This window comes from Sphingomonas sp. RS2018, from assembly GCF_054489605.1.
Window position 1 is genome coordinate 390,905 of the sequence record NZ_JBTMWL010000002.1, and the last position, 23,005, is coordinate 413,909.

General features: G+C 68.3%; 17 protein-coding genes. 6 read left to right on the plus strand and 11 right to left on the minus strand.

Features of this window, described 5'->3' with window-relative positions:
- Positions 1 to 194: 194 nt before the first annotated feature.
- A complete protein-coding gene (locus tag ACX40P_RS06955; protein ID WP_459126025.1) occupies positions 195 to 1,766 on the plus strand; it encodes a putative bifunctional diguanylate cyclase/phosphodiesterase in 1,572 nt (523 codons plus the stop codon).
- Here the strand turns inward: ACX40P_RS06955 and ACX40P_RS06960 are convergent.
- The 7 genes from ACX40P_RS06960 to ACX40P_RS06990 form a co-directional block, all read right to left on the minus strand.
- Complete coding sequence (locus tag ACX40P_RS06960) at positions 1,736 to 2,923, minus strand: CCA tRNA nucleotidyltransferase (protein ID WP_459125595.1); 1,188 nt, start codon at positions 2,921 to 2,923, stop codon at positions 1,736 to 1,738. The genes ACX40P_RS06955 and ACX40P_RS06960 overlap by 31 nt on opposite strands.
- Positions 2,917 to 3,531 carry a CoA pyrophosphatase gene (locus ACX40P_RS06965; RefSeq protein ID WP_459125596.1) on the minus strand — a complete coding sequence of 205 codons (615 nt, stop codon included), beginning with the start codon at positions 3,529 to 3,531 and terminating at the stop codon, positions 2,917 to 2,919. The genes ACX40P_RS06960 and ACX40P_RS06965 overlap by 7 nt, the downstream gene beginning before the upstream one ends.
- Positions 3,528 to 4,079 carry a DUF1285 domain-containing protein gene (locus tag ACX40P_RS06970; RefSeq protein WP_459125597.1) on the minus strand — a complete coding sequence of 184 codons (552 nt, stop codon included), beginning with the start codon at positions 4,077 to 4,079 and terminating at the stop codon, positions 3,528 to 3,530. The genes ACX40P_RS06965 and ACX40P_RS06970 overlap by 4 nt, the downstream gene beginning before the upstream one ends.
- 86 nt (positions 4,080 to 4,165) lie before the next feature.
- Positions 4,166 to 5,110 carry a Gfo/Idh/MocA family protein gene (locus ACX40P_RS06975; protein WP_459125598.1) on the minus strand — a complete coding sequence of 315 codons (945 nt, stop codon included), beginning with the start codon at positions 5,108 to 5,110 and terminating at the stop codon, positions 4,166 to 4,168.
- Positions 5,107 to 6,102, minus strand: coding sequence for an AraD1 family protein (gene araD1, locus ACX40P_RS06980; RefSeq protein ID WP_459125599.1), 996 nt, complete (start codon positions 6,100 to 6,102; stop codon positions 5,107 to 5,109). The genes ACX40P_RS06975 and araD1 overlap by 4 nt, the downstream gene beginning before the upstream one ends.
- On the minus strand, positions 6,099 to 6,734 hold the full coding sequence (locus ACX40P_RS06985) for a 2-dehydro-3-deoxy-6-phosphogalactonate aldolase (protein ID WP_459125600.1): 636 nt from the start codon (positions 6,732 to 6,734) through the stop codon (positions 6,099 to 6,101). Before ACX40P_RS06985 ends, araD1 begins: the two co-directional genes overlap by 4 nt.
- A complete protein-coding gene (locus ACX40P_RS06990; RefSeq protein ID WP_459125601.1) occupies positions 6,731 to 7,612 on the minus strand; it encodes a 2-dehydro-3-deoxygalactonokinase in 882 nt (293 codons plus the stop codon). Before ACX40P_RS06990 ends, ACX40P_RS06985 begins: the two co-directional genes overlap by 4 nt.
- 122 nt (positions 7,613 to 7,734) lie before the next feature.
- On the opposite strand from ACX40P_RS06990, the gene ACX40P_RS06995 reads away from it, so the two are divergent.
- The 3 genes from ACX40P_RS06995 (at position 7,735) to ACX40P_RS07005 (ending at position 11,625) form a co-directional block, all read left to right on the plus strand.
- Positions 7,735 to 8,607, plus strand: a complete 873-nt coding sequence (locus tag ACX40P_RS06995) for an SMP-30/gluconolactonase/LRE family protein (protein WP_459125602.1) — start codon at positions 7,735 to 7,737, stop codon at positions 8,605 to 8,607.
- A gap of 98 nt (positions 8,608 to 8,705) precedes the next feature.
- On the plus strand, positions 8,706 to 9,818 hold the full coding sequence (locus tag ACX40P_RS07000) for an aldose epimerase family protein (RefSeq protein ID WP_459126026.1): 1,113 nt from the start codon (positions 8,706 to 8,708) through the stop codon (positions 9,816 to 9,818).
- Between the two features lie 16 nt (positions 9,819 to 9,834).
- The gene (locus ACX40P_RS07005; protein WP_459125603.1) at positions 9,835 to 11,625 is read left to right on the plus strand and encodes an IlvD/Edd family dehydratase; all 1,791 of its coding nucleotides are present in this window, start codon (positions 9,835 to 9,837) and stop codon (positions 11,623 to 11,625) included.
- 197 nt (positions 11,626 to 11,822) lie between these two features.
- On the opposite strand, the gene ACX40P_RS07010 is transcribed toward ACX40P_RS07005, so the two are convergent.
- Positions 11,823 to 12,530, minus strand: coding sequence for a FadR/GntR family transcriptional regulator (locus ACX40P_RS07010; RefSeq protein WP_459125604.1), 708 nt, complete (start codon positions 12,528 to 12,530; stop codon positions 11,823 to 11,825).
- 65 nt (positions 12,531 to 12,595) lie between these two features.
- The gene (locus ACX40P_RS07015; protein WP_459125605.1) at positions 12,596 to 14,710 is read right to left on the minus strand and encodes a TonB-dependent receptor; all 2,115 of its coding nucleotides are present in this window, start codon (positions 14,708 to 14,710) and stop codon (positions 12,596 to 12,598) included.
- A gap of 154 nt (positions 14,711 to 14,864) precedes the next feature.
- Here ACX40P_RS07015 and ku point away from each other — a divergent pair, with 154 nt between their 5' ends.
- Positions 14,865 to 15,749: a non-homologous end joining protein Ku gene (ku, locus tag ACX40P_RS07020; protein ID WP_459125606.1), complete on the plus strand. Its 885-nt coding sequence runs from the start codon at positions 14,865 to 14,867 to the stop codon at positions 15,747 to 15,749.
- On the plus strand, positions 15,749 to 18,238 hold the full coding sequence (gene ligD / locus ACX40P_RS07025; protein ID WP_459125607.1) for a DNA ligase D: 2,490 nt from the start codon (positions 15,749 to 15,751) through the stop codon (positions 18,236 to 18,238). Before ku ends, ligD begins: the two co-directional genes overlap by 1 nt.
- A 123-nt stretch (positions 18,239 to 18,361) precedes the next feature.
- On the opposite strand, the gene ACX40P_RS07030 is transcribed toward ligD, so the two are convergent.
- Positions 18,362 to 19,795: an efflux transporter outer membrane subunit gene (locus ACX40P_RS07030; protein ID WP_459125608.1), complete on the minus strand. Its 1,434-nt coding sequence runs from the start codon at positions 19,793 to 19,795 to the stop codon at positions 18,362 to 18,364.
- Positions 19,788 to 23,000, minus strand: a complete 3,213-nt coding sequence (locus tag ACX40P_RS07035) for a multidrug efflux RND transporter permease subunit (RefSeq protein WP_459125609.1) — start codon at positions 22,998 to 23,000, stop codon at positions 19,788 to 19,790. The genes ACX40P_RS07030 and ACX40P_RS07035 overlap by 8 nt, the downstream gene beginning before the upstream one ends.
- Positions 23,001 to 23,005 lie beyond the last annotated feature (5 nt).

A 23,005-nucleotide genomic window follows, 5' to 3' on the forward strand; every position in this document is an offset into this window, starting at 1 on the left:
GCGGTGCAGGTTAGTCCGGACTTAACCAATGCCCGGCTATCGCAGATGGAATGTTGTTTCGCAGATCCCGAACGGCCGTCGCGGCGCCATCCGGCCAGGATGGCAATGTGCTGCCGCCCGACGCCCGCCCGGCGGGCGTCGACGATAGCGAACGACTGATCGACCTGCTGCCGATCCCGGCGGCGGTCGTTCGCATGAGCGCGGATACGATCGCATTCGAATCGACCAACACCGCGTTTCGGCAGCTCGGGCTGGGCAGCGTCGCGGCGACCTCGCCGCTGGTGCGGTTGCTGGGCGGGCGTATCGCGGCGTTCTTCGCCGACCATCTGCTGCGCGACGAATTCGACTGGCAGTTCGGCGACGCGATCGACGCGCGCCATTTCCGCGTGGTGCTGGCGCGACGCGTCGAGCAGACCGAGCCGCGGTGCATGTTGTCGCTGATCGACGACACCGGCGTGCACCGGACCGAGGCCAGCCTGCGGCGCGAGATGCATTCGGATGCGCTGACCGGACTGCCCAACCGCGGCGGCTTCGGCGACGCGCTGGAGGCGGCGATCACGCCGGAGACGGCAGCCAGCCATGCGGTGATGATCGTCAACCTCAACCGGTTCAGCCGCGTGAACGCGTGCATGGGCGGCATGGCCGGCGATGAGCTGCTGATCTCGGTCGCGCGACGGATCAAGGGCGCGCTGCGCGGGCGCGACATGCTGGCGCGGATCGGCGGCGACGAATTCGGCGTACTGCTGGCGGTGGAGGACGGCGCATCGGATGCCATGAACGTCGCCGGCCGGATCGAGGCGGCGCTGGCGACGCCGTTCCGCCTGTCGGACTTCGAAATCCGGCTGGAATGCGCGATTGGCATCGCGCTGGGCGGCGACGATGGCGACGATCCCGAGGACCTGATCCGCTACGCCCAGTTCGCGGTCAAGCGAGCCAAGCGGACCGGCGAGGCGGAAGTCTACAACCACTCGAACTTCGACGCGGTGCGCGCGAGCTTCTCCATCGAGACGCAGTTGCGCCGGGCGATCGAGAATGGCGAGATGCGGCTTAACTATCAGCCGATCTGGGACCTGTCGTCGGGACGCGTCACCTCGTTCGAGGCGCTGGCGCGCTGGTCGTACGAGGGGCGGGACGTGTCGCCGGTCGACTTCGTGCCGGTGGCGGAGGAATGCGGGCTGATCGTGCCGCTGGGGCGCTGGGCGATCGAAGCAGTGGCGCAGACGATCGCCGACTGGGATGCGCGCAGCGGCGGCGACTGTGGCGCGGCGATCGCCGTCAACCTGTCGGCGATCCAGGTCCAGCGCGACCATATCGCGCCCGTCGTCGGGCGCGCGATCGAGACGGCGGGCATCCGCGGCCGGCGGATGACGATCGAACTGACCGAGAGTGCGATCGTCAGCGATCCCGACCGAGTGGCAACGACGCTACACGCGCTGAAGGAACTGGGATCGACGGTCGCAATGGACGATTTCGGGACCGGCTATTCGAACCTGGCGCTGTTGCAGCGCCTGCCGATCGACGTGCTGAAGATCGATCGCAGCTTCGTGTCGGGGATGCTCGCGGATCGCGACAAGGTGGCGATCGTGCGCGCGGTGCTGAGCCTGGCGCAGGCGCTAGGCATGCGCACGACGGCCGAAGGCGTCGAAACGTGCGAACTGGCGCAAACGCTGGCGGCGCTCGGCTGCACCTATGGGCAGGGCTATTATTACGCCCGCCCGCTGGAGCTCGACGCGGCCTATGCGTTTCTGACGTCGCGCAACGCCTGATCGACCGCCGCGTCGGCGATATCGCCCACGCGCGCGTCATCGGGGAAGCCTTCGGCGATCCACTGATCCTCGATCACGCGCAGCGTGCGAGCGACATCCGGGCCTTTGCGAATGCCGCGCGCGACGAGCATGCCGCCACCGATCGGGAAGGCGGGGCGAGGCCATGCCGCCGCCCTCGCCGCTTCCTCCGTGGGGCGATCCGACAGCAGCAGCCGATCGACCGCACCCTCCGTACCGGACCGATAGGCGAGCGCTTCGTGAGACGCGTCCCCGGCGGGCGTGGCGGCAAGCGCGAGGCGCTTGCGCTCGGCATTCGACAGCTTCAGTCGCGCGCCGACGCCATCCACATCCGCAGCCGGTAGCAGCGCGACGAGGCGGCGGAACGGGTCGGGCGCGATGCCGGCGTCCTGCTCTCGCGCGACGAGGCGGGCGAGTGCATCGACGCTGGTGATCTCCGGCAGGACCGGACGCAGGATCGCGTGATCGAGCATTAGCGCGAGGACGGAGACGGCGCCGGGTGCGACCAGCAGCTTCAGCAGTTCGTCGCGGATACGTTCGCGCGACAGCGCCATCAGGTCGTTGGCGCGCGTCGTGCAGGCGGCGAGTCCCTCGGCATCGGGCGTGTCGCCGAAGCGGGCGAGGAAGCGGAAGAAGCGCAGGATACGCAAGTGATCCTCGGCGATGCGACCGAGCGGATCGCCGATGAACCGCACGCGGCGTGCATCGAGATCGGCGAGGCCATCGAAATAGTCGATGATCTCTCCGCTGACCGGATCGGCGAACAGCGCGTTCATCGTGAAGTCACGGCGCGCGGCATCTTCGCGCCAGTCGTCGGTGAAGGCGACGACGGCATGGCGTCCATCGGTCGACACGTCGCGGCGCAGGGTCGTGACCTCGACGGGACCACCCTCGGTCAGCGCGGTGACGGTGCCGTGGGCGATGCCGGTCGGTACCGAGCGGATGCGGGCAGCGTCGAGACGATCGACGACGTCGGCGGGGGCATGGATCGTCGCGATGTCGATATCGGCGACCGGCAGGCCGAGCAGCGTGTCGCGCACCGCGCCGCCGACGAAGCGCGCGTGACTTTCGCCGAGCGCCGCGACGAGCGAGTCCAGACCGGGGCGATGCCGCCACGAGGCGTCGGGCAGCGTCACCATGCCAGCCGCCGCGACAGGTTGACGATCATCGCCGCGGTGGCGCCCCAGATGCGGCGACCCTGCCAGTCGATCTGATAATAATGACGCTCCTGGCCCTTCCACATCGCGCTGGCACGGCCGTGGTTGGCAGGATCGAGGATGACGGACAGCGGCACCTCGAAAACCTCCGCCACCTCCGCTTCGCTGGGGACGAGCGCGACGTCCGGTGCAACGACGCCGAGCACGGGCGTGACGCGGTAGCCGGTACCGGTGCGATAGCTGTCGACCGCGCCGATGACGCGCACGGCGGCGGGATCGAGCGCGATCTCCTCCTGCGCCTCGCGCAGCGCCGCGGCGGTGGCGTCGCGGTCGTCCGGATCGATACGACCGCCGGGGAAGGCGACCTGCCCGGGGTGTTTGCGCAGGTTCGCGTTGCGGCGGGTCAGGATGACGCCGGGTTCGGCGCGGTCGGTGACCGCGACCAGCACGGCGGCCTCGGCCGGAGCGGCGGCGTCCTCAAGCTCGAAGGCCGAAAGGTCGCCGGACAGGAGTTCGGGCGTGCCCCGCCGTCCGGCCTCCAGCGCGGCCGACAATCTTTGAACCAGCGTCGGGCGCTCGACGAGGGTCATGCCGGCTCCAGCGCGAAGAAGGCGCCATCGCTCCACACGCCAGCGCGGCCGTCGTCGCCGGCTTCGGCCATCGCGGCGAGTTCGTAATAGATCGGGCGGGCGATCAGCGCGTCGAGGCCGCCGCGGACGCGGACATAGGGGCGCGGACCGTCGCTACCGGCCTCGACGCGGATCGGATGGTCCGGTCCCGCGACGACGAGATCGCCGACATTGGTCTGGAACGCGATGCGCCCGCCGTCCGCCTTCATCGCGGTCGCGACGAAGGGGGCGTCGTCGATGGCGATCGTCAGCCGCTCGCCCGGATTGACGAGGACGTAGCTGCCGTCCGCCTCTCGCCGCAGGATGGTGGCGAACTTGCGGACCATTTCGGTGCGGCCGATCGGCGAGCCTTGATGATACCAGCGGCCGTCCGCGGCGATCCGCATCTCGCTGTCGCCGCAATGCGCCGGGTTCCACGCCTCGACCGGCGCGGGCGTGGCGGCTGCGACATGCGCCACGACGGCGTCCATCGACATCGCGGCGAGATCGGGGAGCGGGGGCATCGGCATGGCGACGCCCTTACGCCCGATGGGAAGGGTTGGAAATGCCGTGCCGTGCTCCCGCGCAGGCGGGAGCACGGCCAAACATGTAGCCTCTACCAGTCGAACGGCTCGACCACGACGTGCCGCGCGCGGAGGAACGCGTCCGCGACGAGCCGCAACGGTGCGACGTCCACGTCGGCGGTGCCGGCGTGGATGATCGCGGCGAAGCGCGCATAGAGGCCGGGATATTCGCCGTGCAGGTCGGCGGGGCTGTCGTCCGCCGGGTGGCCGCCGGCGATCGAGAGCTCGCCGCCGCCCTTCGACAGCGTCAGCGTGCCGGCGTCGGTATCGACGACGATATCCCAGCTCTGCGGGCCTTCCTGCCGGAAATCGAGGTCCATCGTAATCGGCACGCCGGCGGTGTCGCGGAAGTCGACGCGCGCGGCGATCGGCGCGGCGCGGTTGCTGGGCACGTCCAGTTCCGCCTGCTCGACGATCATCGGACGCGGCAGGATGCGGGTCGCGATCGACAGCGCGTTGATGCCGGGATCGAACACGCCGAAGCCGCCGGGTTCGAAGATCCAGTCCTGCCCGGGATGCCAGTGGCGGACATCCTCGCGCCAGATGATCGAGGCGCGGCGAATCTGGCGACCGGCCAGCCAGGCGCGGGCCGGCTCGACCCCGTCGGCGTAGCGCGAGTGCCAGCTGGCGAACAGGCTGACGCCCTTCGCCGCCGCCGCATCGCGCAGCGTGATGACCTCGGCCAGCGTGGCGCCCGGCGGCTTTTCGAGGAAGACGTGCCAGCCCTGATCGATGCAGAATTGCGCGATGGCGCGTCGGACCTGCGGCGGGGTGCAGAGCGCGACCGCATCGATGGCGATGCCGCTGGCGGCCAGCGCCTGCACGTCCGGGAAGAACGGCAGGCCGTCGACGCTCTCGCCGCTGCGGCTGACGGTCGCGACCAGCTCGAATTTCGAGGTGCGGTGGATCGCGGGCAGATGCTGGTCGTGCGCGATCTTGCCCATGCCGACGACGGCGATGCGGATCGGCGCGGTCACAGCGCGCGCACCGAAACGGGGGCGGCGTCGGCGATAGCAAGTGGGTTGCGCAGCGGCAGGGTGAATGGCGCGGCCTCGATCTCGAACACGTCGCCGACCTGCGTGCGGACGCCGTCCGAGAAGGACAGGGTGGCGGTGCCGAAGAAGTGCACATGGATATCGCCTGGGCGGCGGAAGCCGGCGTACTTGAAGTGATGCGTTTCCAGATTGGCGAGATGGTGAGACATGTTGTCCTCGCCGGTCAGGAACGGCTTTTCCCACAGCGTCGTGCCGTCGCGGACGATGCGGCTGGTGCCGCGGATGTCGGACGGCGGGGTGCCAAGCAGCAGCTCCGGCCCGAGCGACGCCTGACGCAATTTCGAATGCGCGAGCCAGAGATAGTTGTGACGTTCGGTCACATGGTCGCTGAATTCGTTGGCGAGCGCGACGCCCAGCCGCAGTGGCGTGCCGTCCGTGTCGATCAGGTAGATGCCGGCGAGTTCGGGTTCCTCGCCGCCGTCCTGTGCGAAGGCGGGGGAGACGAGCGGCTCGCCGGGGCCGACGAGACCCTGGCCGTCGCCCTTGTAGAACCATTCGGGTTGCTGACCGCTCGTGCCGGCGGCGGGCTTGCCGCCCTCGACCCCCTCCAGGAACATGCGCATCGAATCGGTCGGGCGCTCGGCCGACGCCGCGGCCTTGTGCATCGCGTCGCGGCCCTCGGCCGACCCGAGGTGCGTCAGGCCGGTGCCGGCGAGGACGAGGCGGGCGGTGTCGTCGTGGTCGATTGCGGGCAGCAAGTTGCCGGCGTCGAGTTCGGCGACGATATCGACGCTCTCGGTCGTGCGGCGCGTGTCGGCGGCCTGGGCTAGCGTGTGGCCGGCGGATGCCGCGGCGGCGGCGAGCTCGCGCGTGCTGGTCACGCCTGACAGGAAGACGGCGGCGCCGCCTTCGGCGAGGATGACGCGGCGCGTGCCGTCGGCGGCACGATGCTGGAGCAGGCGGGTGGCGGTCATGCGTTGGTCCTTGGAAGGGCGGAGACGAAGCGGGCGGCGTCCTGCGCCACCTCGGCGGCGGGCTTGCCGACACGGTAGAGGTTCGAGCCGAGGCCGAAGCCGTCGGCGCCCGCGGCACGCCAGCTGTCCATATTGTCGGGCGAGATGCCGCCGACCGCGAGCACGCGCAGGTCCTTCGGCAGCACGGCGCGCTGCGCCTTCAGAAAGGCGGCGCTGGCGCCGTCCGCCGGGAAGAGCTTCAGCGCGGTCGCGCCGGCGTCGATCGCGGCGAAGGCTTCGCTGGGGGTGAAATAGCCGGGCATCGAGATCAGCCCGGCGGCGGCGCTGGCGCGGATCACGGCGGTGTCGGTATTGGGCGAGACGATCAGCGTGCCGCCCGCGTCCGCTACGCGCGCGACCTGATCGGTCGACAGCACGGTGCCAGCGCCGATCAGCGCGCGCCCCGCGAACCGCCTCGCGAGCAGCGCGATGCTGTCATACGGGTCGGGCGAGTTGAGCGGCACCTCGATCAGCGTGAAGCCTGCGTCGACCAGCGCATCGCCGATAGCGGGCGCCTCCGCCGGGGTCAGTCCGCGCAGGATCGCGACGAGCGGACAGGCGGCGAACGCGGCGGCGAAATTGTCCGGCGTCATCGAATGATCTCCCAAAGGGCGTGGATGCCGGCGACGAAGCCGGTGTCGCTGTCGACTGCGTTCGTGCGACCGCCGGCTTGCGTGATGGCGACGGCATAAAGGTCGGCGAGCGCGCCGCTCGCCAGCAGGTGGACGTCACGACCCGACAAGTCGTCGCGCGCGCCGACGTCGGCGCCGATCAGGATGCCGCTGGCGAAGGCGGCGGCATCTTCGGGGGCGATGGCGCCCAGCAGCACGCCGGCGCGCACCTCGAACAGCGCGACGGTCAGGTCGCGGCAGCCGTGCCCGCGGGTGAGGCCGTCGCGGAACGCCGGGCCGTCGGCGACGGGTCCGTCGAGCATGCCGGCGAGGATGCCGTTCGCGCGCAGCAGGGCGAACAGCTCGCCGGTCATCGCGGTCGTGAAGTCGGTGATGCGACCGGCGGTGGTCGCGATCCATTTGTTGTGCGTGCCGGGCTGACAGAACAGTGCGTCGGCCGGCGCGAGACCGGCGGCGATGGCGCCGAGCACCTGTATCTCCTCGCCGCGCATCACGTCGGCGCGGGCGTGGTCGCGGCGGGCGACGCCGGGCACGATCGAGACGCGGGGGGCGGCCTCCACCATGCCGGCGGCCAGCGTGTCAAACCCCGCCGGCAGCGCGGCATAGGGCACGTCGACCCAGCCGCGCGTCGAGCCGACCATACCGGCGGCGATGACGGGAAGCTCGCCGTGTCGGGCGCGGATCGCGGCGATGTCGGCCGCGTACTCCTCCCGGGATAGCGATAATACGCCGCGATCGTCGCGGTCGGTCGCGACGCGCGTACCGTCCGCTGCCACGGCATGCACGCGGCGGTTCGTCGTTCCCCAATCGATCGCGATATACGCGGGGCCTTCTGGCATCGTCAGCACTCTCTCCTATTTGTAGGACATAAAGGCTTGGCAGATCGGGTCAAGTCGTGGCTTATGTGCGCGAGCCGCCAACGTCGCGCAAAGGCGTGGCAAACATGATTGGGAGAGGTCGATTGGTCGAGATCACGCGGTGCTGGAACGGACAGGCGATCCTGGGCGAAGGACCGGTGTGGGATGCGCGCAGCGACGTCGTCTGGTTCGTCGATATCAAGGCGCCGCGCGTCCACCGCTATGATCCGGCGACCGGCAAGACCGACAGCTGGGATGCGCCGACTCGCGTCGGCTGGGTGCTGCCGTCCGAGGGTGGTGGCCTGATCGCCGGGCTCAAGACCGGGCTGGCGCGGTTCGATCCCGAGACAGGGCAGTTCGCACCGCTCGCGGTCGTCGAGCCCGACCTGCCGGGCAACCGGCTGAACGATGCGACGGTCGCGCCAGACGGGACGATCTGGTTCGGATCGATGGATGACGGCGAATCGGCGGCGACCGGCCATGTCTATCACTGGGACGGGTCGAGCGTGACGCGTACCGATATCGCGGCGGTGCCGATCACCAACGGCCCCGGCATGGCGCCGGATGGGCGCACGCTTTATCACGTCGATACGCTGGGCGGCGTGATCCATGCGATTCCGGTCGATGTCGACGGCAGCGTCGGGGTGGCGCGCCCGTTCGTCACGATCGATCCGACGGACGGCAATCCCGATGGGGTGAGCGTCGATTCGGCGGGCAACGTCTGGGTCGGCCTGTGGGGCGGCAGCTGCGCGCGGCTCTATGCGCCCGACGCGACCTTGCTGACGGAGGTGCGGCTACCCGCGGCAAACATCACCAAGGTGGCGCTGGGCGGGCCCGACCTGAAGACCGCCTATGCGACATCCGCTCTCATCGGGATGGACGATGCGGCCCTCGCCGCGCAGCCCGATTCGGGGGCGCTGTTCAGCTTTCCGGTCGAGGTCGCGGGCCAGAGCGCGCCGTTGGCGCGGATTGCGTAGCGGCAGCTTGCCACCGCGCATTTGTCCGACTATATAGTCGGCAACGCGAAGATGCGACGATGGAGGGGCTGGCGATGGCGAAATGGGGGGCGGCTGCGATGATCGCGGCGGTGGTGGCGATGACGGGATCCGCGCAAGCGACCGAAGCGAAGCGTTCCGCGGCAGGCCGGCTGAAGGACGGCACCGCGATCGAGGCGATCACGCTTTCCAACGCCAAGGGCGTGTCGGCCCGCATCCTGACCTATGGCGCCACGCTGCAATCGCTGATGGCGCCCGATCGCGCGGGCAAGTTCGCCGACGTCGCATTGGGCTATGACGACGTCGCCGATTACGAAGCGAAGCCCAATTACTTCGGCGTCACCGTCGGCCGCTATGCCAACCGCATCGCCGCGGGCAAGTTTACCATCGACGGGCAGAGCTATCAGCTGCCGCTCAACAACAATGGCAATTCGCTGCACGGCGGCACGGTCGGGTTCGACAAGCGGGTCTGGCGTGTGGTTTCGGTCCAGTCAGGCCCGAGCGCGAGTGTGAAGCTGGCCTTGACCAGCGCCGATGGCGATCAGGGCTATCCCGGCAAGCTCGAAGTCGGCGTGACCTACGCGCTCGACGAGAGCGGTGCGCTGACGATCACCTTCGACGCCGCGACCGACAAGCCGACGATCGTCAACATGACCAACCACGCGATCTTCAACCTGAACGGGGAGGGTGCGCCCGGCGGTACCGCGCAGCACCGGCTGACCGTGCCGGCCCGTGCCTACACGCCTGTCAGTGACAAGCTGATCCCGACGGGGGAACTGCGCCCGGTGCAGGGGACGGTGTTCGATTTCCGAAAAGCGCGCCTGATCGACGCGGGCATCCGCGACGGGCGCGATCAGCAGATCCGCTATGGCCAGGGCTACGATCACAACTTCGCGCTCGACAAGGGACTGACGGCAACGCCGGGCCTCGCCGCGCGGCTGGAGGACGGTGCGAGCGGTCGCGTGCTGGAGGTGCTGACGACCGAGCCGGGCGTGCAGTTCTACACCGGCAATTTCCTCGACGGCACCTTCCTCGGCAAGGGCGGTCATCTGTACCGCATGGGCGACGGCATCGCGCTGGAGCCGCAGAAGTTTCCCGACGCGCCCAACCAGCCGTCGTTCGTTTCCGCACGCGTCGACCCGGGCAAGCCCTATCGCCACGTGATGATCTATCGCCTTTCCACGACCCGTTGATCCGGACCCGCATTCTATGACCGACGCCCCGAAGCTGCGCAGCCGCGCGTGGTTCGACAATCCCGACAATATCGACATGACCGCGCTGTATCTGGAGCGGTATCTGAACTTCGGGCTGAGCCTGGAGGAACTCCAGTCGGGCAAGCCGATCATCGGCATCGCGCAGACGGGGTCGGACCTCTCGCCCTGCAACCGCCACCATCTGGTGCTGGCGGAGCGCGTGCGTGACGGCATCCGCGAGGCCGGCGGCATCCCGCTCGAATTCCCGGTCCATCCGATCCAGGAGACCGGCAAGCGGCCGACCGCGGGGCTCGATCGCAATCTCGCCTATCTGGCGCTCGTCGAAGTGCTGTACGGCTACCCGCTCGATGGCGTCGTGCTGACGATCGGGTGCGACAAGACGACGCCGGCCTGCCTGATGGCGGCGGCGACGGTGAACATCCCGGCGATCGCGCTGTCGGTCGGCCCGATGCTGAACGGCTGGCATAAAGGCGAGCGCACCGGGTCGGGCACGATCGTGTGGAAGGCGCGGCAGATGCTGGCCGCGGGCGAGATCGACGATGCGGAGTTCATCCGCCTGGTCGCGTCGTCGGCGCCGTCGACCGGCTATTGCAACACGATGGGCACCGCGACGACGATGAATTCGCTCGCCGAGGCGCTGGGCATGTCGCTGCCGGGATCGGCCGCGATCCCCGCGCCGTACCGCGACCGGCAGGAAGTGTCGTGGCGCACCGGCAAGCGCATCGTCGAGATGGTCGCCGAAGACCTGAAGCCGTCCGACATCCTGACGAAGGACGCCTTCCACAACGCGATCAAGGTGAATTCGGCGATCGGTGGCTCCACCAACGCGCCGATCCATCTGGTCGCGCTGGCGCGCCACGTCGGCGTCGACCTGCCGATCAAGGACTGGGAGACGGAGGGGCACAGGATCCCGCTGCTCGTCAATCTGCAGCCGGCCGGCGAGTATCTGGGCGAGGATTACTACCATGCCGGCGGCGTGCCGGCGGTGGTCGCGCAGCTGATCGGGCAGGGACTGATCCACGAGGACGCGCTGACCGTCAACGGCCGCACGATGGGCGACAATTGCCGCGATGCGACCATCGAGGACGAGAACGTCATCCGCCCGTTCGACCGGCCGCTGCTGGAGGACGCGGGCTTCATCGTCCTGTCGGGCAATCTGTTCGACAGCGCGGTGATGAAGACCAGCGTCATCTCGCCCGAATTCCGCGCACGCTATCTGTCCAACCCGGACGATCCCGAGGCCTTCGAGGGGCCGGCGGTCGTGTTCGACGGACCGGAGGATTATCACCACCGTATCGACGATCCCGCGACCGGGATCACGCCGGAGACGTTGCTGTTCATGCGCGGCGCCGGGCCGATCGGCTATCCGGGCGCTGCGGAGGTCGTGAACATGCGGCCGCCATCGTATCTCATCACCGAGGGCGTGCATTCGCTGCCCTGCATCGGCGACGGGCGCCAGTCGGGGACCAGCGGATCGCCGTCGATCCTGAACGCCAGCCCCGAGGCGGCGGCGATGGGTGGCCTGGCGCTGCTGCGCACGGGGGATCGGGTGCGGATCGATCTCAACACGGGCAGCGCGAACGTGCTGATCTCCGACGAGGAACTGGCCGAGCGTCGCAAGGCGCTGACGGCCGAGGGCGGCTATCGCTATCCCGCCAGCCAGACGCCGTGGCAGGAGATGCAGCGTTCGGTGGTCGGCCAGATGGGATCGGGCGCGATTTTGGAAGGTGCGGAGAAGTATCAGCGCATCGCCCAGACGATGGGCCTGCCGCGCGACAATCATTGATCGGATGGGGCGGCGCCTGAGGCGCGCCGTCCTGGCCGGGCGCCGAGCGTTGGGTGTCGATCGTGCCTAGGCTCGCGGTCGACATTTCCGCGGGAAGCGGGAAACGATCGATGCGACGTTCCGCTGTTGGCGGCGACCGTCTTCAGAATGGTTTCCCGCCTTCGCGGAAATGACGGCGGCTCTTGGGGGCGGCCGTCTTACTCCCCCAGCGCCTTCTCGGTATCAAGCTGCGCCTGCCGGATCAGTTGCGCTGTCGCCTCGCGGGCGCCGTCGGGATCGGATGCGGCGATCGCCTCGTACAGCAGGCGGTGCTGCGGGATCGGATCGCGCGGCGTTGTCATCATGCGGTATTTGAAGAAGGTGGTCCAGCGGACCGCGGCGGCGATGCCGGCCGACAGCGTCACCAGCAGTTCGTTGTCGGTCGCCTCGAGCAGCACGGCGTGGAAGGTCTGGTCGGCGCTCTGACCTTCGGGCGTGTCGAGACCATGTTCGGTCATGCCTTCGAGCGCGACGCGGATGCGATCGAGTTGATCGTCGGTGCGGGTGCGGGCGGCGATCTCGGCGGCGGCGGGTTCGACGATCATGCGCAACTGGAACAGGCTGCGGACGAAGCCGGACGGGGGCGAGCCGCTGAACATCCAGCCGAGCAGGGTCGGGTCGAGCAAATTCCACTCGCTGCGTGGGCGGACGCGCGTGCCCGCCTTCGGCCGGCTCTGGATCATCCCCTTGGCGACCAGCATGCGCAGCGCCTCTCGCACCACGCTGCGCGAGACGCCGATCGTGTCGGCGAGGTCGATCTCGCCGGGCAGCAGCGTGCCGGGCGCACGTTGGCCGGTGACGATTTCGGTCCCGAGTTGCCGCGCGATTTCGACATGAGCCGACCCGGCGCGCTTCAATCCTGGCAAATCGCTCCCCTCCATAAATGCTGGTCGGAGAGAAGGTAACGAATTCGGTACGATCCGTCGAATGGTTAGAAGCCGAAACGCACTGTCGCGCGCACGTCGCGACCCGACAGCGGCGCGAAGTCCTTCAGCACGCTGCTGTGACGGCGGGCAAGCACATCGAAGACGTTGCTGGCGCTGACCATCAGCGTGGTGCGATCGGTGCCGAATGGCTTCCAGGCGACCGACGCATTGACGAGCGTGTAGCCGTTCGTCGGCGTCTCGAACGCGGCGACGCGATCCTGATCGAAGGCGTGTTCGACCTCGGCGCGGGCGGTCAGGCGGTCGCCCTGTGCCTCCAGCCCCCCGAGCAGCCGCATCGGCGGGATGCGCGGGATGGGGCCGCCGCCGCGGATGTCGGCGTGGACATAGTCGCCGACCAGATCGGCGTTGACCGTGTAGCCGCCGATCCGCGCGAGGCGCACCGAGGCGTCGGCTTCGAAGCCGTAATAGCGCGCGCCGGCCTGGAGATAGCGGAAGCAGGGCAGGTCGACATCCTCGCCCGCCGCCGCGACGCAAGGCGCGTCGCCGGTCTGCGCCTCGTAGATATAGTCGTCGAACCAGCTGTGATAGGCGGACGCATCGAAGCTGAAGCCGTCGCTGTGCGCGTGGAGAGTCGCTTCGAGCCCCCAGGCTTTTTCGGTGCGGAAGTTCGGGTTGCCGAGTTCATAGGCCTGCGTGCCGGCGTGCGGGCCGTTGGCGAACAGCTCCTCGGCCGATGGCGCGCGCGCGGTGCGTGAGCCGTTGAGGCCGATGCGGATGCCATCCGCAACCTCGAACGAACCGCCGAGCGAGCCCGACAGTGTCTCGAAGTGGCGCTCGGCGGGCGTAAACCGACCGTCCCCGATCACCTCGCGCGCGGCTTGATCGGTGTTTTCGTAACGCAGACCGGCCTCGCCGCGGAACGGGCCGTTGGCATATTGCTGGAGCGTGAAGATGCCGACCTGATTGGTCTCGCTCTTCGGCAGGAACGCCTCGTCGCCGACGACGTCGAAGTTGCGGTTGAAATACTGGATGCCCGACGCGCCCTGCCACCCGCCGCGGTTCGCCTGTACCAGTTCGAGGCGCCCTTCGGTGCCCTTGTTGTAGAAGGCGGTGCCGATCGATCCGTCCTCCTCCAGTTCGAAGTGGCGGTAGTTAGCGTGGCCGGCACGCAGGCGGATCGATTCGAGGATCGTACCGCCGGTCTTCACCTCTGCACGCAGATCGACACGGTCCTGCGCGATGTCGAGGCGGGGCGCCTCCTGCTCCTGGCCGACTTCGGTCGCGTAGCGGATGGGGACGCCGTAGAGGCTGTCGTAATGGCTGTACGAGATGCCGAGCGAGCCGGTGTCGGTGATGATCGAGGCGCCGGCACCGGCCGTCCACGTCTCGATCGCGGTGTTGGGCAGGCGATCGCGAAGGGCTGCGCTGGCGGCGAAGTCGATCGGCTCGTCGACACCGGTCTGCGGGCGCCCGACCTGCGACAGCGCGGCGGCGCGGGCGGCGGGCGAGAGGATGAAGCCGCGCCCGGTGCGGAGGTCGTCGGCCTTCAGATACGAACCATCGGCGTGGAGCACGATCTTGTCGGTCAGCGCCACATCGCCGGCAAGGCCGCCCGAGCGTTCGTCGGCGGCCGAACCGTAGGTAGCGATGCCGTTCACGCGGAAGCCCTCGGTCGGCACGGTGCGCGGTATGCGGGTGTCGATGACGTTGACGACGCCGCCGACTGCCGACGATCCGAACAGCAGGGCGGAGGGACCGCGCAGCACCTCGATCCGCTCGGCGAGCAGGGGATCGATGATGACGGCGTGATCGACCGAGGTGTTCGACACGTCGATCGCGCCGATGCCGTCGGTCAGCACGCGGATGCGCTCACCCTGGAAACCGCGCAGGATCGGGCGCGACGCGGCAGGGCCGAACGAGGTGGCCGAGACGCCCGGCAGGCGCGACAGCGTCTCGCCGATCGTGGGGCGCAGGTCGCGCGTCAGCTTCTCGCCGGTGACGATCGAGGTGCCCTGCAGCACGTCGGTCTCGCTGGTGCGGACGGGTGCGGTGACGACGATGTCGGCGGCGCGGGTCGTCGGGAGCGGGGCGGTCTGCGCCGACGCGGGGGCGGCGAGGGCGATGGCGAGCGTGCTGGTGGCGAGCAGGGTGCGGTGCATGACGATGATCCCGTGGAAGACCGCGCCCCTCTAAAGGCCATGTTACATCATATCAACTGCCGTTGAGCGTGTCGGTGGTGCGTTTCGCGGCAATCGTCCGGATACGGAACCGAATGCGACGGCGCGACTTGGTCCGACGCGGAGGACGGACATCATGGCGGCACGGGCATATTGGCAGGGGCAAATCAAACTGGCGCTCGTCTCCATCCCCGTGGAGGTCTATCCGGCCACCAAATCGGGTGCGACGGTGGCGTTCCACCAGATCCACGAGCCGAGCGGGCAACGCATCAAATACGAGAAGACGGCGCCCGGCGTGGGCCCGGTCGACCGCGACGATATCGTGAAAGGCTATGAGGTCGCGAAGGGCGATTACGTCCTGCTCGACGATGCCGAGATCGAGGCGGTGAAGATCGAGAGCCGCAAGACGCTGGACCTCGTGCAGTTCGTCGATTCCGACGAGATCGACGTGCTCTATTACGAGAAGCCCTATTTCGTGGTGCCGGCCGACGACCTGGCCGAGGAGGCGTATATCGTGCTGCGCGATGCGCTTAGGGCGGCGCGCAAGGTCGGGCTGGGGCAGCTGTCGGTGCGCGGGCGCGAGCAGCTGGTGTCGATCAAGCCGTGCGGGCGCGGGCTGGTGATGGAGGTGCTGCGCTACGCCGACGAGGTCCACAAGGCGCAGGGCTATTTCCGCGAGATCGACGATGCGAAGCCCGACGAGGACCTGCTTGACCTGGCGACGACGCTGATCGAGAAGAAGACGGCGCCGTTCAAGCCCGCCGAATTCCACAATCGCTATGTCGAGGCGTTGCAGGGGCTGATCGAGAAGAAGCGCAAATCGAAGACCAACCGGCGCATTATCGAGGACAAGGATGGCGACGGCGGCTCGCGCGGCGACAACGTCATCGACCTGATGGCGGCGCTGAAGAAGTCGGTCGGTAGCGGCGCGAAGGCGCCGGCCAAGGCGGCACCGGCCAAGAAGGCGCCCGCGAAGGCGGCGCCAGCGAAGAAGCCTGCGGCCAAACGCAAGGTCGGGTGATGGCCAAGGCCGACACCCTCGCCGACTATAACGCCAAGCGCGATTTCAAGCGCACGCCCGAGCCCGCGGGCAAGGCCGCGAAGACCGGCGGCAACAGCTTCGTGGTGCAGAAGCATGTTGCGACGCGGCTGCACTATGACTTCCGGCTGGAGGTGGATGGCGTGCTGAAGAGCTGGGCGGTGACGCGCGGCCCCAGCATCGATCCCGAGGACAAGAGACTGGCGGTGCGGACCGAGGATCATCCGCTGTCCTATGGCGGGTTCGAGGGCACGATTCCCAAGGGCGAATATGGCGGCGGCACGGTGATGCTGTGGGATCGCGGTACCTGGGCGCCGGTGCCGGGCAAGAGTGCGAAGGATATCGAGAAGGGGCACCTGCACTTCACCCTGTCGGGCGAGCGGATGAAGGGCGAATGGCTGCTCGTCCGGATGAAGCCGCGCGCGAAGGAAAAGCGTGAGAACTGGCTGCTTCGCAAGGTGTTCGACGACGATGCCGGCGTCGGCGACGTGCTGGTCGAGCGGCATCTGACCAGCGTGTCGACCGGGCGAAGCATGGCGGAGATTGCGACCGACACGGGCGGCGCGCGCTCGCTTGAGGGCAAGAGCGACGACGACTTCACGAAGACGATGCAGTCGGCGGCGCGGCATACGAAGGCGGCGCGAAAGCCCGTCAAGGCGGCGAAACGCCCCGAGTTCCGCAAGCCGCAACTCGCGACGCTGGTCGATGCAGTGCCGGCGGGCAACGATTGGATGCACGAGATCAAGTTCGACGGCTATCGCGCGCTGGCGGCGGTGAACGGTGACGACGTGCGCATTCACACCCGGTCGGGACTGGACTGGACCGAGCGGTTCGCGACCGTGGCTCAGGCGCTGGCCGCGCTCGACCTGCCGTCTGCGCTGATCGATGGGGAGATCGTCGCGCTGGATGCTTCGGGCAACCCCGACTTCTCGACGTTGCAAGCGGTGCTGAAGGATCAGGCGAGCGCGCCGCTGACCTTCTTCGCCTTCGACCTGCTGAGCGCGGGGGGTGAGGATTTGACTGCGCTCCCCAACATCGAACGCAAGGAACGGCTGGAGGCGCTGCTGGCGGACAGCGAAGGCGTGGTGCGGGTGGCGGATCACGTCATCGGCGCGGGCGAGCGGCTGTTCGCGGCGATGTGCAAGGCGGGGCAGGAAGGGATCATCGCCAAGCGGATCGACGCGCCCTATCGCGGCGAGCGATCGCGCGCCTGGGTCAAGGTGAAGTGTACCCGGCGGCAGGAGTTCGTCGTGATCGGCTGGGCACCGAGTGCAGCCAAGGGGCGGGCGTTCGCCTCACTCCTGTTGGGGCAGAGGGAGGGCGACACGCTGGTCTATCGCGGCAAGGTCGGCACCGGCTTCGATACGGCGACGATGGAGGATGTCGCGGCGAAGCTGGCGAAACGCGAGCGCAAGGGCGCGCCCGCCGACGTACCGCGCGTCGAGGCGCGCGGTGCGCGGTGGGTGCGGCCCGATCTGGTCGCCGAGGTGGCGTTTGCCGAGATCACCGGCGACGGGCGGGTGCGGCACGGCAGCTTCGTCGGGCTGCGGCGGGACAAGGCAGCCGACGCGGTGACGGCGGAGGTGGCCGAACCTGCGCCGGTTGCGAAGCGCGCGGTGAAGATCAGCAATCCCGAACGGATCATCTTTCCCGACAGCGGCCAGACAAAGGGCGATCTCGCCGATTATTACGAAGCGGTGGCGGCGATCATGCTGCCCTGGACGGCGCAGCGTCCCGTCAGCCTCGTGCGCTGTCCGCAGGGGCGGGCGAAGCACTGTTTCTTCCAGAAGCATGACAGCGGCGCGTTTGGCGAGCACGTGCGTCAGGTCGCGATCACCGAGAAGGATGGCGGGGCGGAGGATTATCTATACGTGATGGATGCGGCCGGCATCCTGACGTGCGTGCAGATGGGGACGATCGAGTTTCACGGCTGGGCCTCGCGCAGCGACGATGTCGAGCGGCCGGACCGGATGATCTTCGATCTCGATCCGGATGAAGGGCTCGATTTCGAGGCGGTGAAGAGCGCCGCCACGCATATCCGCGACCGGTTGGCCGATTTGGGACTCGTCAGCTTCGCGATGCTGTCGGGGGGCAAGGGCGTGCATGTCGTCGTGCCGCTGACGCCGGGCCATGACTGGGACGCGCACAAGGATTTCGCGAAACGCTTCGCCGAGGCGCTGAGCATTGCCGAGCCGGAGCGCTTCGTGGCGACGATGAGCAAGGCGAAGCGGAAAGGGCGCATCTTCATCGACTGGTTGCGCAACCAGCGCGGGAGCACGGCGGTGCTGCCCTATTCGGCGCGGGCGCGGGTGGGGGCGCCGGTGGCGGTGCCGATCGCCTGGGACGCGCTGGCGGATGTGAAGGATGCGCACCCGTTCGGGATCGGCGATGCGGCGGCGCTGGTCGAGCGGGCGCGGGGGGCGGACCTGCGTGGCTGGGGGTTCGCGGCGCAGGTGCTGCCGGAGATTTGAGGCGATCGCTTGCCCCTCCCTCGTGAAGGGAGGGGTTGGGGTGGGTGGGTATGGGGCGAACGCGTCGCGTCCTTTCGGGCCGACCCACCCCCGGCCCCTCCCTTGTCCAGGGAGGGGAGGGCGTCAGCTCGCCGACGTTTCCTTCAACCCGCCACCCAGCGCCACGTACAGCGAAACCTCGCTCTGCAACTGCGCGCTGCGTAGCGCCAACAACTGCTGCTCGGCGGTGAACAGGCTGCGTTCGGCGTCGAGCACCTCGAGGTAGATCGACAGGCCGTTGTCGTAGCGCAGGCGCGCCACACGGGTCAGGCGGCGCTGGGCGTCGAGTGCGCGCTGCTGGGCGGTGATCTGCTCGGCGTAGCGGCGGCGGGCAACGAGGGCATCGGCGACTTCGCGGAAGGCGCCTTGTGCCGCGCGCTGATAGGCGGCGGCGCGTTCGTCGAATTGGGCGCGGGTCAGGCGGATGCCGTTGCCGGCCTTGCCCCAGGTGAGCAGCGGCTGGGTCGCGTTGGCGCCGACGTTGTAGCGGAACGAGTCGCCGCCGACGAGACTGCTGAGCGCCGGCGAGATGAAGCCGAGCAGGCCGGTCAGGCTGATCTGCGGCAGGACGCTGGCGCGGGCGACGCCGATGTTGGCGTTGGCGGCGCGCAGCGACTCCTCGGCCTGACGGATGTCGGGTCGGTTGACGAGCAGGTCGGAGGGGAGGCCGGGCTGGACGTTCGCGTATAGGGCCGGATCGGCGAGCGGGCGCGGCGCGGGGAGGGTAGTGGCGATGGGGCCGCCGACGAGGACGGTCAGCAGGTTCTCGCTCTGCTGCGTCGTGCGGCGCAGGTCGGCGAGTTCGGTTTCGGCCTGCGTCACGAGGAGGGCGGACTGGTCGTAGTCGACGGTGGAGGTGATGCCGGCGTCGAGGCGGCGTTTGGCGATGCGAAGCCCCTCCTGACGACCGGTCACGCTGCGCTGAGCGAGCGCGATCTGTTCCTCGCCGGCGCGGATCTGGAGGTAAGTGGCGGCGACCTGGCCGATCAGCGAGAGTCGGAAGGCGCGCTCCGCCTCGACGGTGGCGAGATATTCGCGGCGGGCGGCCTCCGACAGGTTGCGGACGCGGCCCCAGAAATCGAGCTCGAAGCTCGATACCTGCGCGCCGAGCGAAAACTGTTCGAAGGTGAACGAATTCGGCGTGTTCGGATCGGTCGTGCCCGTGCCTGTCGTCGGGAAGCCCAGCGCGTTGATCGGCTGGCGGCTGCGGGTGTAGCCGGCGACGGCATCGACCTGCGGCAGGCGATCGGCGTCGGTGATGCGATATTGCGCGCGCGCCTGCGCCACGCGGGCGACCGACTGCGCCAGATCGCGATTGTTGGCGAGCGCGGCGGCGATCAGCGCCTGCAACCGCGCGTCGCCGAAGAATTCGCGCCAGCCGATGTCGGCGGCGGCGCGCGATTGCGATCGAGCCTCCGGGAAATTGGCCGCGACGGGCGCGGCCGGCGCGGCATATTTTGGCGTGAGGTTGCACGCCGAAAGCGCCGTCGCGCCGGCGAGGATGGCGAGTTTACGCATGGGTCTGGACACCATTCGATGGGGTTTCTGCGGCATTCGCCGGCGTAGGCGGCACGTCGGCGGGACGGCGCGCCAGCCATTTGCGCGCCGCGAAGTAGAACACGGGCGTGAAGAAGATCCCGATCAGCGTCGCCGCGATCATCCCGCCCATGACGCCGGTGCCGACCGCGTGGCGGCTGGCCGCGCCGGCCCCACTGGCGATGACCAGCGGTACCATGCCGAGGATGAAGGCGAGCGAGGTCATCAGGATCGGTCGCAGACGCTGGCGCGATGCCTCCAACGTCGCCCCGCGGACGCGCTCCAGCCCGTCGCCTTTCTGGTGTTCCTCGTCATCGATCGCGAATTCGACGATCAGGATCGCGTTCTTCGCAGCGAGACCGATGATGGTGATGAGGCCGATGTTGAAATAGACGTCCGCCGACAGCCCGCGCAGCATCGTCGCGAGCACGGCGCCGAGCACGCCGAAGGGGACGACCAGCAGCACCGACAGCGGGATCGCCCAGCTGTTGTAGAGTGCCGCCAGCAGCAGGAAGACGACGACGAGCGACAGGCCGAGCAGCAGCCCGATCTGGCCACCGGCCTGCTTTTCCTCGAACGCGGTGCCGGTCCATTCGTAGCTGAAGCCCGGCTTCAGGACGCGGGTGGCGATCTCCTCCATCGCTTCCAACGCCGCGCCCGAGCTCTGGCCCGGTGCCGCCTGACCCGAGATGGTGAGCGAGGGATAGCCGTTGTAGCGCTGGAGCTGCGTCGGACCCGCCGTCCACGACACCTTCGTGAAGGCGGAGAAGGGCACCATCTCCCCGCTGCCGTTGCGCACGCGCAGCCGCAGCACGTCGTCCGCGGTCATGCGATGGGGCGCATCGGATTGCAGATAGACGCGCTGCACCGTCCCCTGATTGGAGAAGTCGTTGGCATAGGCCGAGCCGAAGCTGATCGCGAGCGTCGCGTTGACGTCGGCAATCTGCAAGCCCAGCGCGCGCGCCTGTACCCGGTCGATATCGACGTAGAGCTGCGGCGAGGGGGCCTGACCTTCCGGACGAACGCCGGCAAGGACGGGGTTCTTCGACGCTTCGGCCAGAATGGCGCCCATCGCGGCCTGCAGCCCGGCGGGATCGCTGCCGATGCGGTCCTCGATCTTCATCGAGAAGCCGGTGGCGTTGCCGAGCGCCTGGATGGCGGGCGGGTTCAGCGCGAAGATCGTCGCGCCGGGAATCCCCATCGTCGCGCCGAACGTCTTGCCGATCAGCGCGTCGACCGAGTTCTCCGCACCATGCCGGTCTTCATAGGGCTTCAGCATGACGAAGGAGAGCGCGGCCGACTGGCCCTGACCGAAGAAGTTGAAGCCGATAACGGAGAACATCCGTTCGAACTGCGGTTGCTGAAACAGGAATTTCTCGGTTTCCTTCACCGCGGCTTCGGTGCGGGCGACGGTGGCGCCGACGGGGGCGTCGTAGCTGATGACGTAATAGCCCTGATCCTCCTCCGGCAGGAAGCCGCCGGGCAGGCGCCCGAAGAGTAGAAGGGTGACGCCGAGGATGGCGACGAACACCGCCAGCCAGCGCACCGGACGCGACAGCATGCCGGTGACGCCGCCGATGTATTTGTCCGTGGCGCGGCCGAAGCGGTCGTTGAACCAGTTGAAGAAGCGCTGCGGATAGCCGCGCCAGCCGGGCGCGGGCACGCGTTCTTCGCCGGGCGCATGCTTGTGGGGCTTGAGCAGCGTCGCGCACAGCGCCGGCGTCAGGGTGAGCGCCAGCACGGCCGAGAAGAAGATCGAGACGGCGAGCGTCACCGAGAACTGGCGGTAGATGCCGCCGGTCGAGCCCGGGAAGAACGCCATCGGGATGAACACCGCGATCAGGACGAGCGTGATGCCGATGATGGCGCCGCGGATCTGGCCCATCGCCTTGATCGTCGCCTTGCCGGGCGGCAGGCCTTCCTCGGCCATGATGCGCTCGACGTTCTCGACGACGACGATCGCGTCGTCGACGAGGATGCCGATCGCCACCACCATCGCGAACATCGACAGCGTGTTGATCGAGAAGCCGAACATCCAGAGACCGAGACAGCCGCCGAGCAGCGCGATCGGAACGACGATCGCCGGGATGATCGTCGAGCGCCAGTTCTGGAGAAACAGGAACATCACGGCGAAGACGAGCACCATCGCCTCGACGAGGGTGCGCACGACGTTATCGATCGAGCTCGAGATGAAGGGGGTGGTGTCGTATGAGACTTCCCAGGTGATATCCTCGGGGAAGGTGCGCTGCAGCTCGCGCATGCGTTCGCTGACCGCGTCGCGGGTGGCGAGTGCGTTGGCGCCGGCGGCCAACTGCACGGCGACGCCGGCGACTTCCTTGCCGTTCAGCGTCGATTTGAACTGATAATTGTCGGCGCCGATCTCGACCCGCGCGACATCGCCCAGCCGCACGGTCGAGCCGGCGGTGTCGGACTTGATGATGATGTTCCGGAACTGCTCCGGCGTCTGGAAGCGGTTCTGCGTGACGATCTTCGCGTTGAAGTCGGCGCCCGGCGCGACCGGCTGGTCGCCGATGCCGCCGCCCGCGGTCTGGCTGTTCTGTTCCTGCACGGCGAGCAGCACTTCGCTGGGCGACAGGTTGAAGCCGGCGAGCTTGTCCGGATCAAGCCAGATGCGCATCGCCTTTTCGGAGCTGAACAGCTGCGCGTTGCCGACGCCGGGGACGCGGCGGATTTCGTTCACGATCTTGGTCGATGCGAAATCGCCGAGCTCGAGCGCGGGGGTGCGGCCGGTCTTGGACTGAATCGACAGCACCTCGAGGAAGCCGGCGGAGTTGTCGGTGATCTGGATGCCGAGACGGCGCACGTCCTCCGGCAAACGCGGTTCGGCGCGGTTCAGGCGATCCTGCACCTGCGTGCGGGCGACGTCGAGGTCGGTCCCCGACTGGAAGGTGACGATCAGTTCGCCGGTGCCGTTCGCCCGGCTGGTCGACGCCATGTAAAGGAAATTGTCGACGCCGTTCAGTTCGCGTTCGATGACCGCGGTGACGTTCTTGTCCATCGTCTCCGCATCGGCACCGTTATAGGTGTAGCCGAGCGTCAGCGAGGGCGGGGCGACCGAAGGGTATTGCTCGATCGGCAGGTTGATGAGCGCCATCGCGCCGAACAGCGCGATGAAGGCGGCGATGACCCAAGCGAAGACTGGGCGATTGACGAAGAAACTGTCCATGACGG

Bases quoted from the DNA above. Each gene is read 5' to 3' on its own strand.
- ACX40P_RS07015 (WP_459125605.1), bottom strand. From the start codon at position 14,710: ATGCACCGCACCCTGCTCGCCACCAGCACGCTCGCCATCGCCCTCGCC.
- ACX40P_RS07035 (WP_459125609.1), bottom strand. From the start codon at position 23,000: ATGGACAGTTTCTTCGTCAATCGCCCAGTCTTCGCTTGGGTCATCGCC.
- ACX40P_RS06955 (WP_459126025.1), top strand. From the start codon at position 195: ATGAGCGCGGATACGATCGCATTCGAATCGACCAACACCGCGTTTCGG.
- ACX40P_RS07005 (WP_459125603.1), top strand. From the start codon at position 9,835: ATGACCGACGCCCCGAAGCTGCGCAGCCGCGCGTGGTTCGACAATCCC.
- ACX40P_RS06970 (WP_459125597.1), bottom strand. From the start codon at position 4,079: ATGCCGATGCCCCCGCTCCCCGATCTCGCCGCGATGTCGATGGACGCC.
- ACX40P_RS07000 (WP_459126026.1), top strand. From the start codon at position 8,706: ATGATCGCGGCGGTGGTGGCGATGACGGGATCCGCGCAAGCGACCGAA.
- ku (WP_459125606.1), top strand. From the start codon at position 14,865: ATGGCGGCACGGGCATATTGGCAGGGGCAAATCAAACTGGCGCTCGTC.
- araD1 (WP_459125599.1), bottom strand. From the start codon at position 6,102: ATGACCGCCACCCGCCTGCTCCAGCATCGTGCCGCCGACGGCACGCGC.
- ligD (WP_459125607.1), top strand. From the start codon at position 15,749: ATGGCCAAGGCCGACACCCTCGCCGACTATAACGCCAAGCGCGATTTC.
- ACX40P_RS07030 (WP_459125608.1), bottom strand. From the start codon at position 19,795: ATGCGTAAACTCGCCATCCTCGCCGGCGCGACGGCGCTTTCGGCGTGC.
- ACX40P_RS06960 (WP_459125595.1), bottom strand. From the start codon at position 2,923: ATGGTGACGCTGCCCGACGCCTCGTGGCGGCATCGCCCCGGTCTGGAC.
- ACX40P_RS06990 (WP_459125601.1), bottom strand. From the start codon at position 7,612: ATGCCAGAAGGCCCCGCGTATATCGCGATCGATTGGGGAACGACGAAC.
- ACX40P_RS06985 (WP_459125600.1), bottom strand. From the start codon at position 6,734: ATGACGCCGGACAATTTCGCCGCCGCGTTCGCCGCCTGTCCGCTCGTC.
- ACX40P_RS06965 (WP_459125596.1), bottom strand. From the start codon at position 3,531: ATGACCCTCGTCGAGCGCCCGACGCTGGTTCAAAGATTGTCGGCCGCG.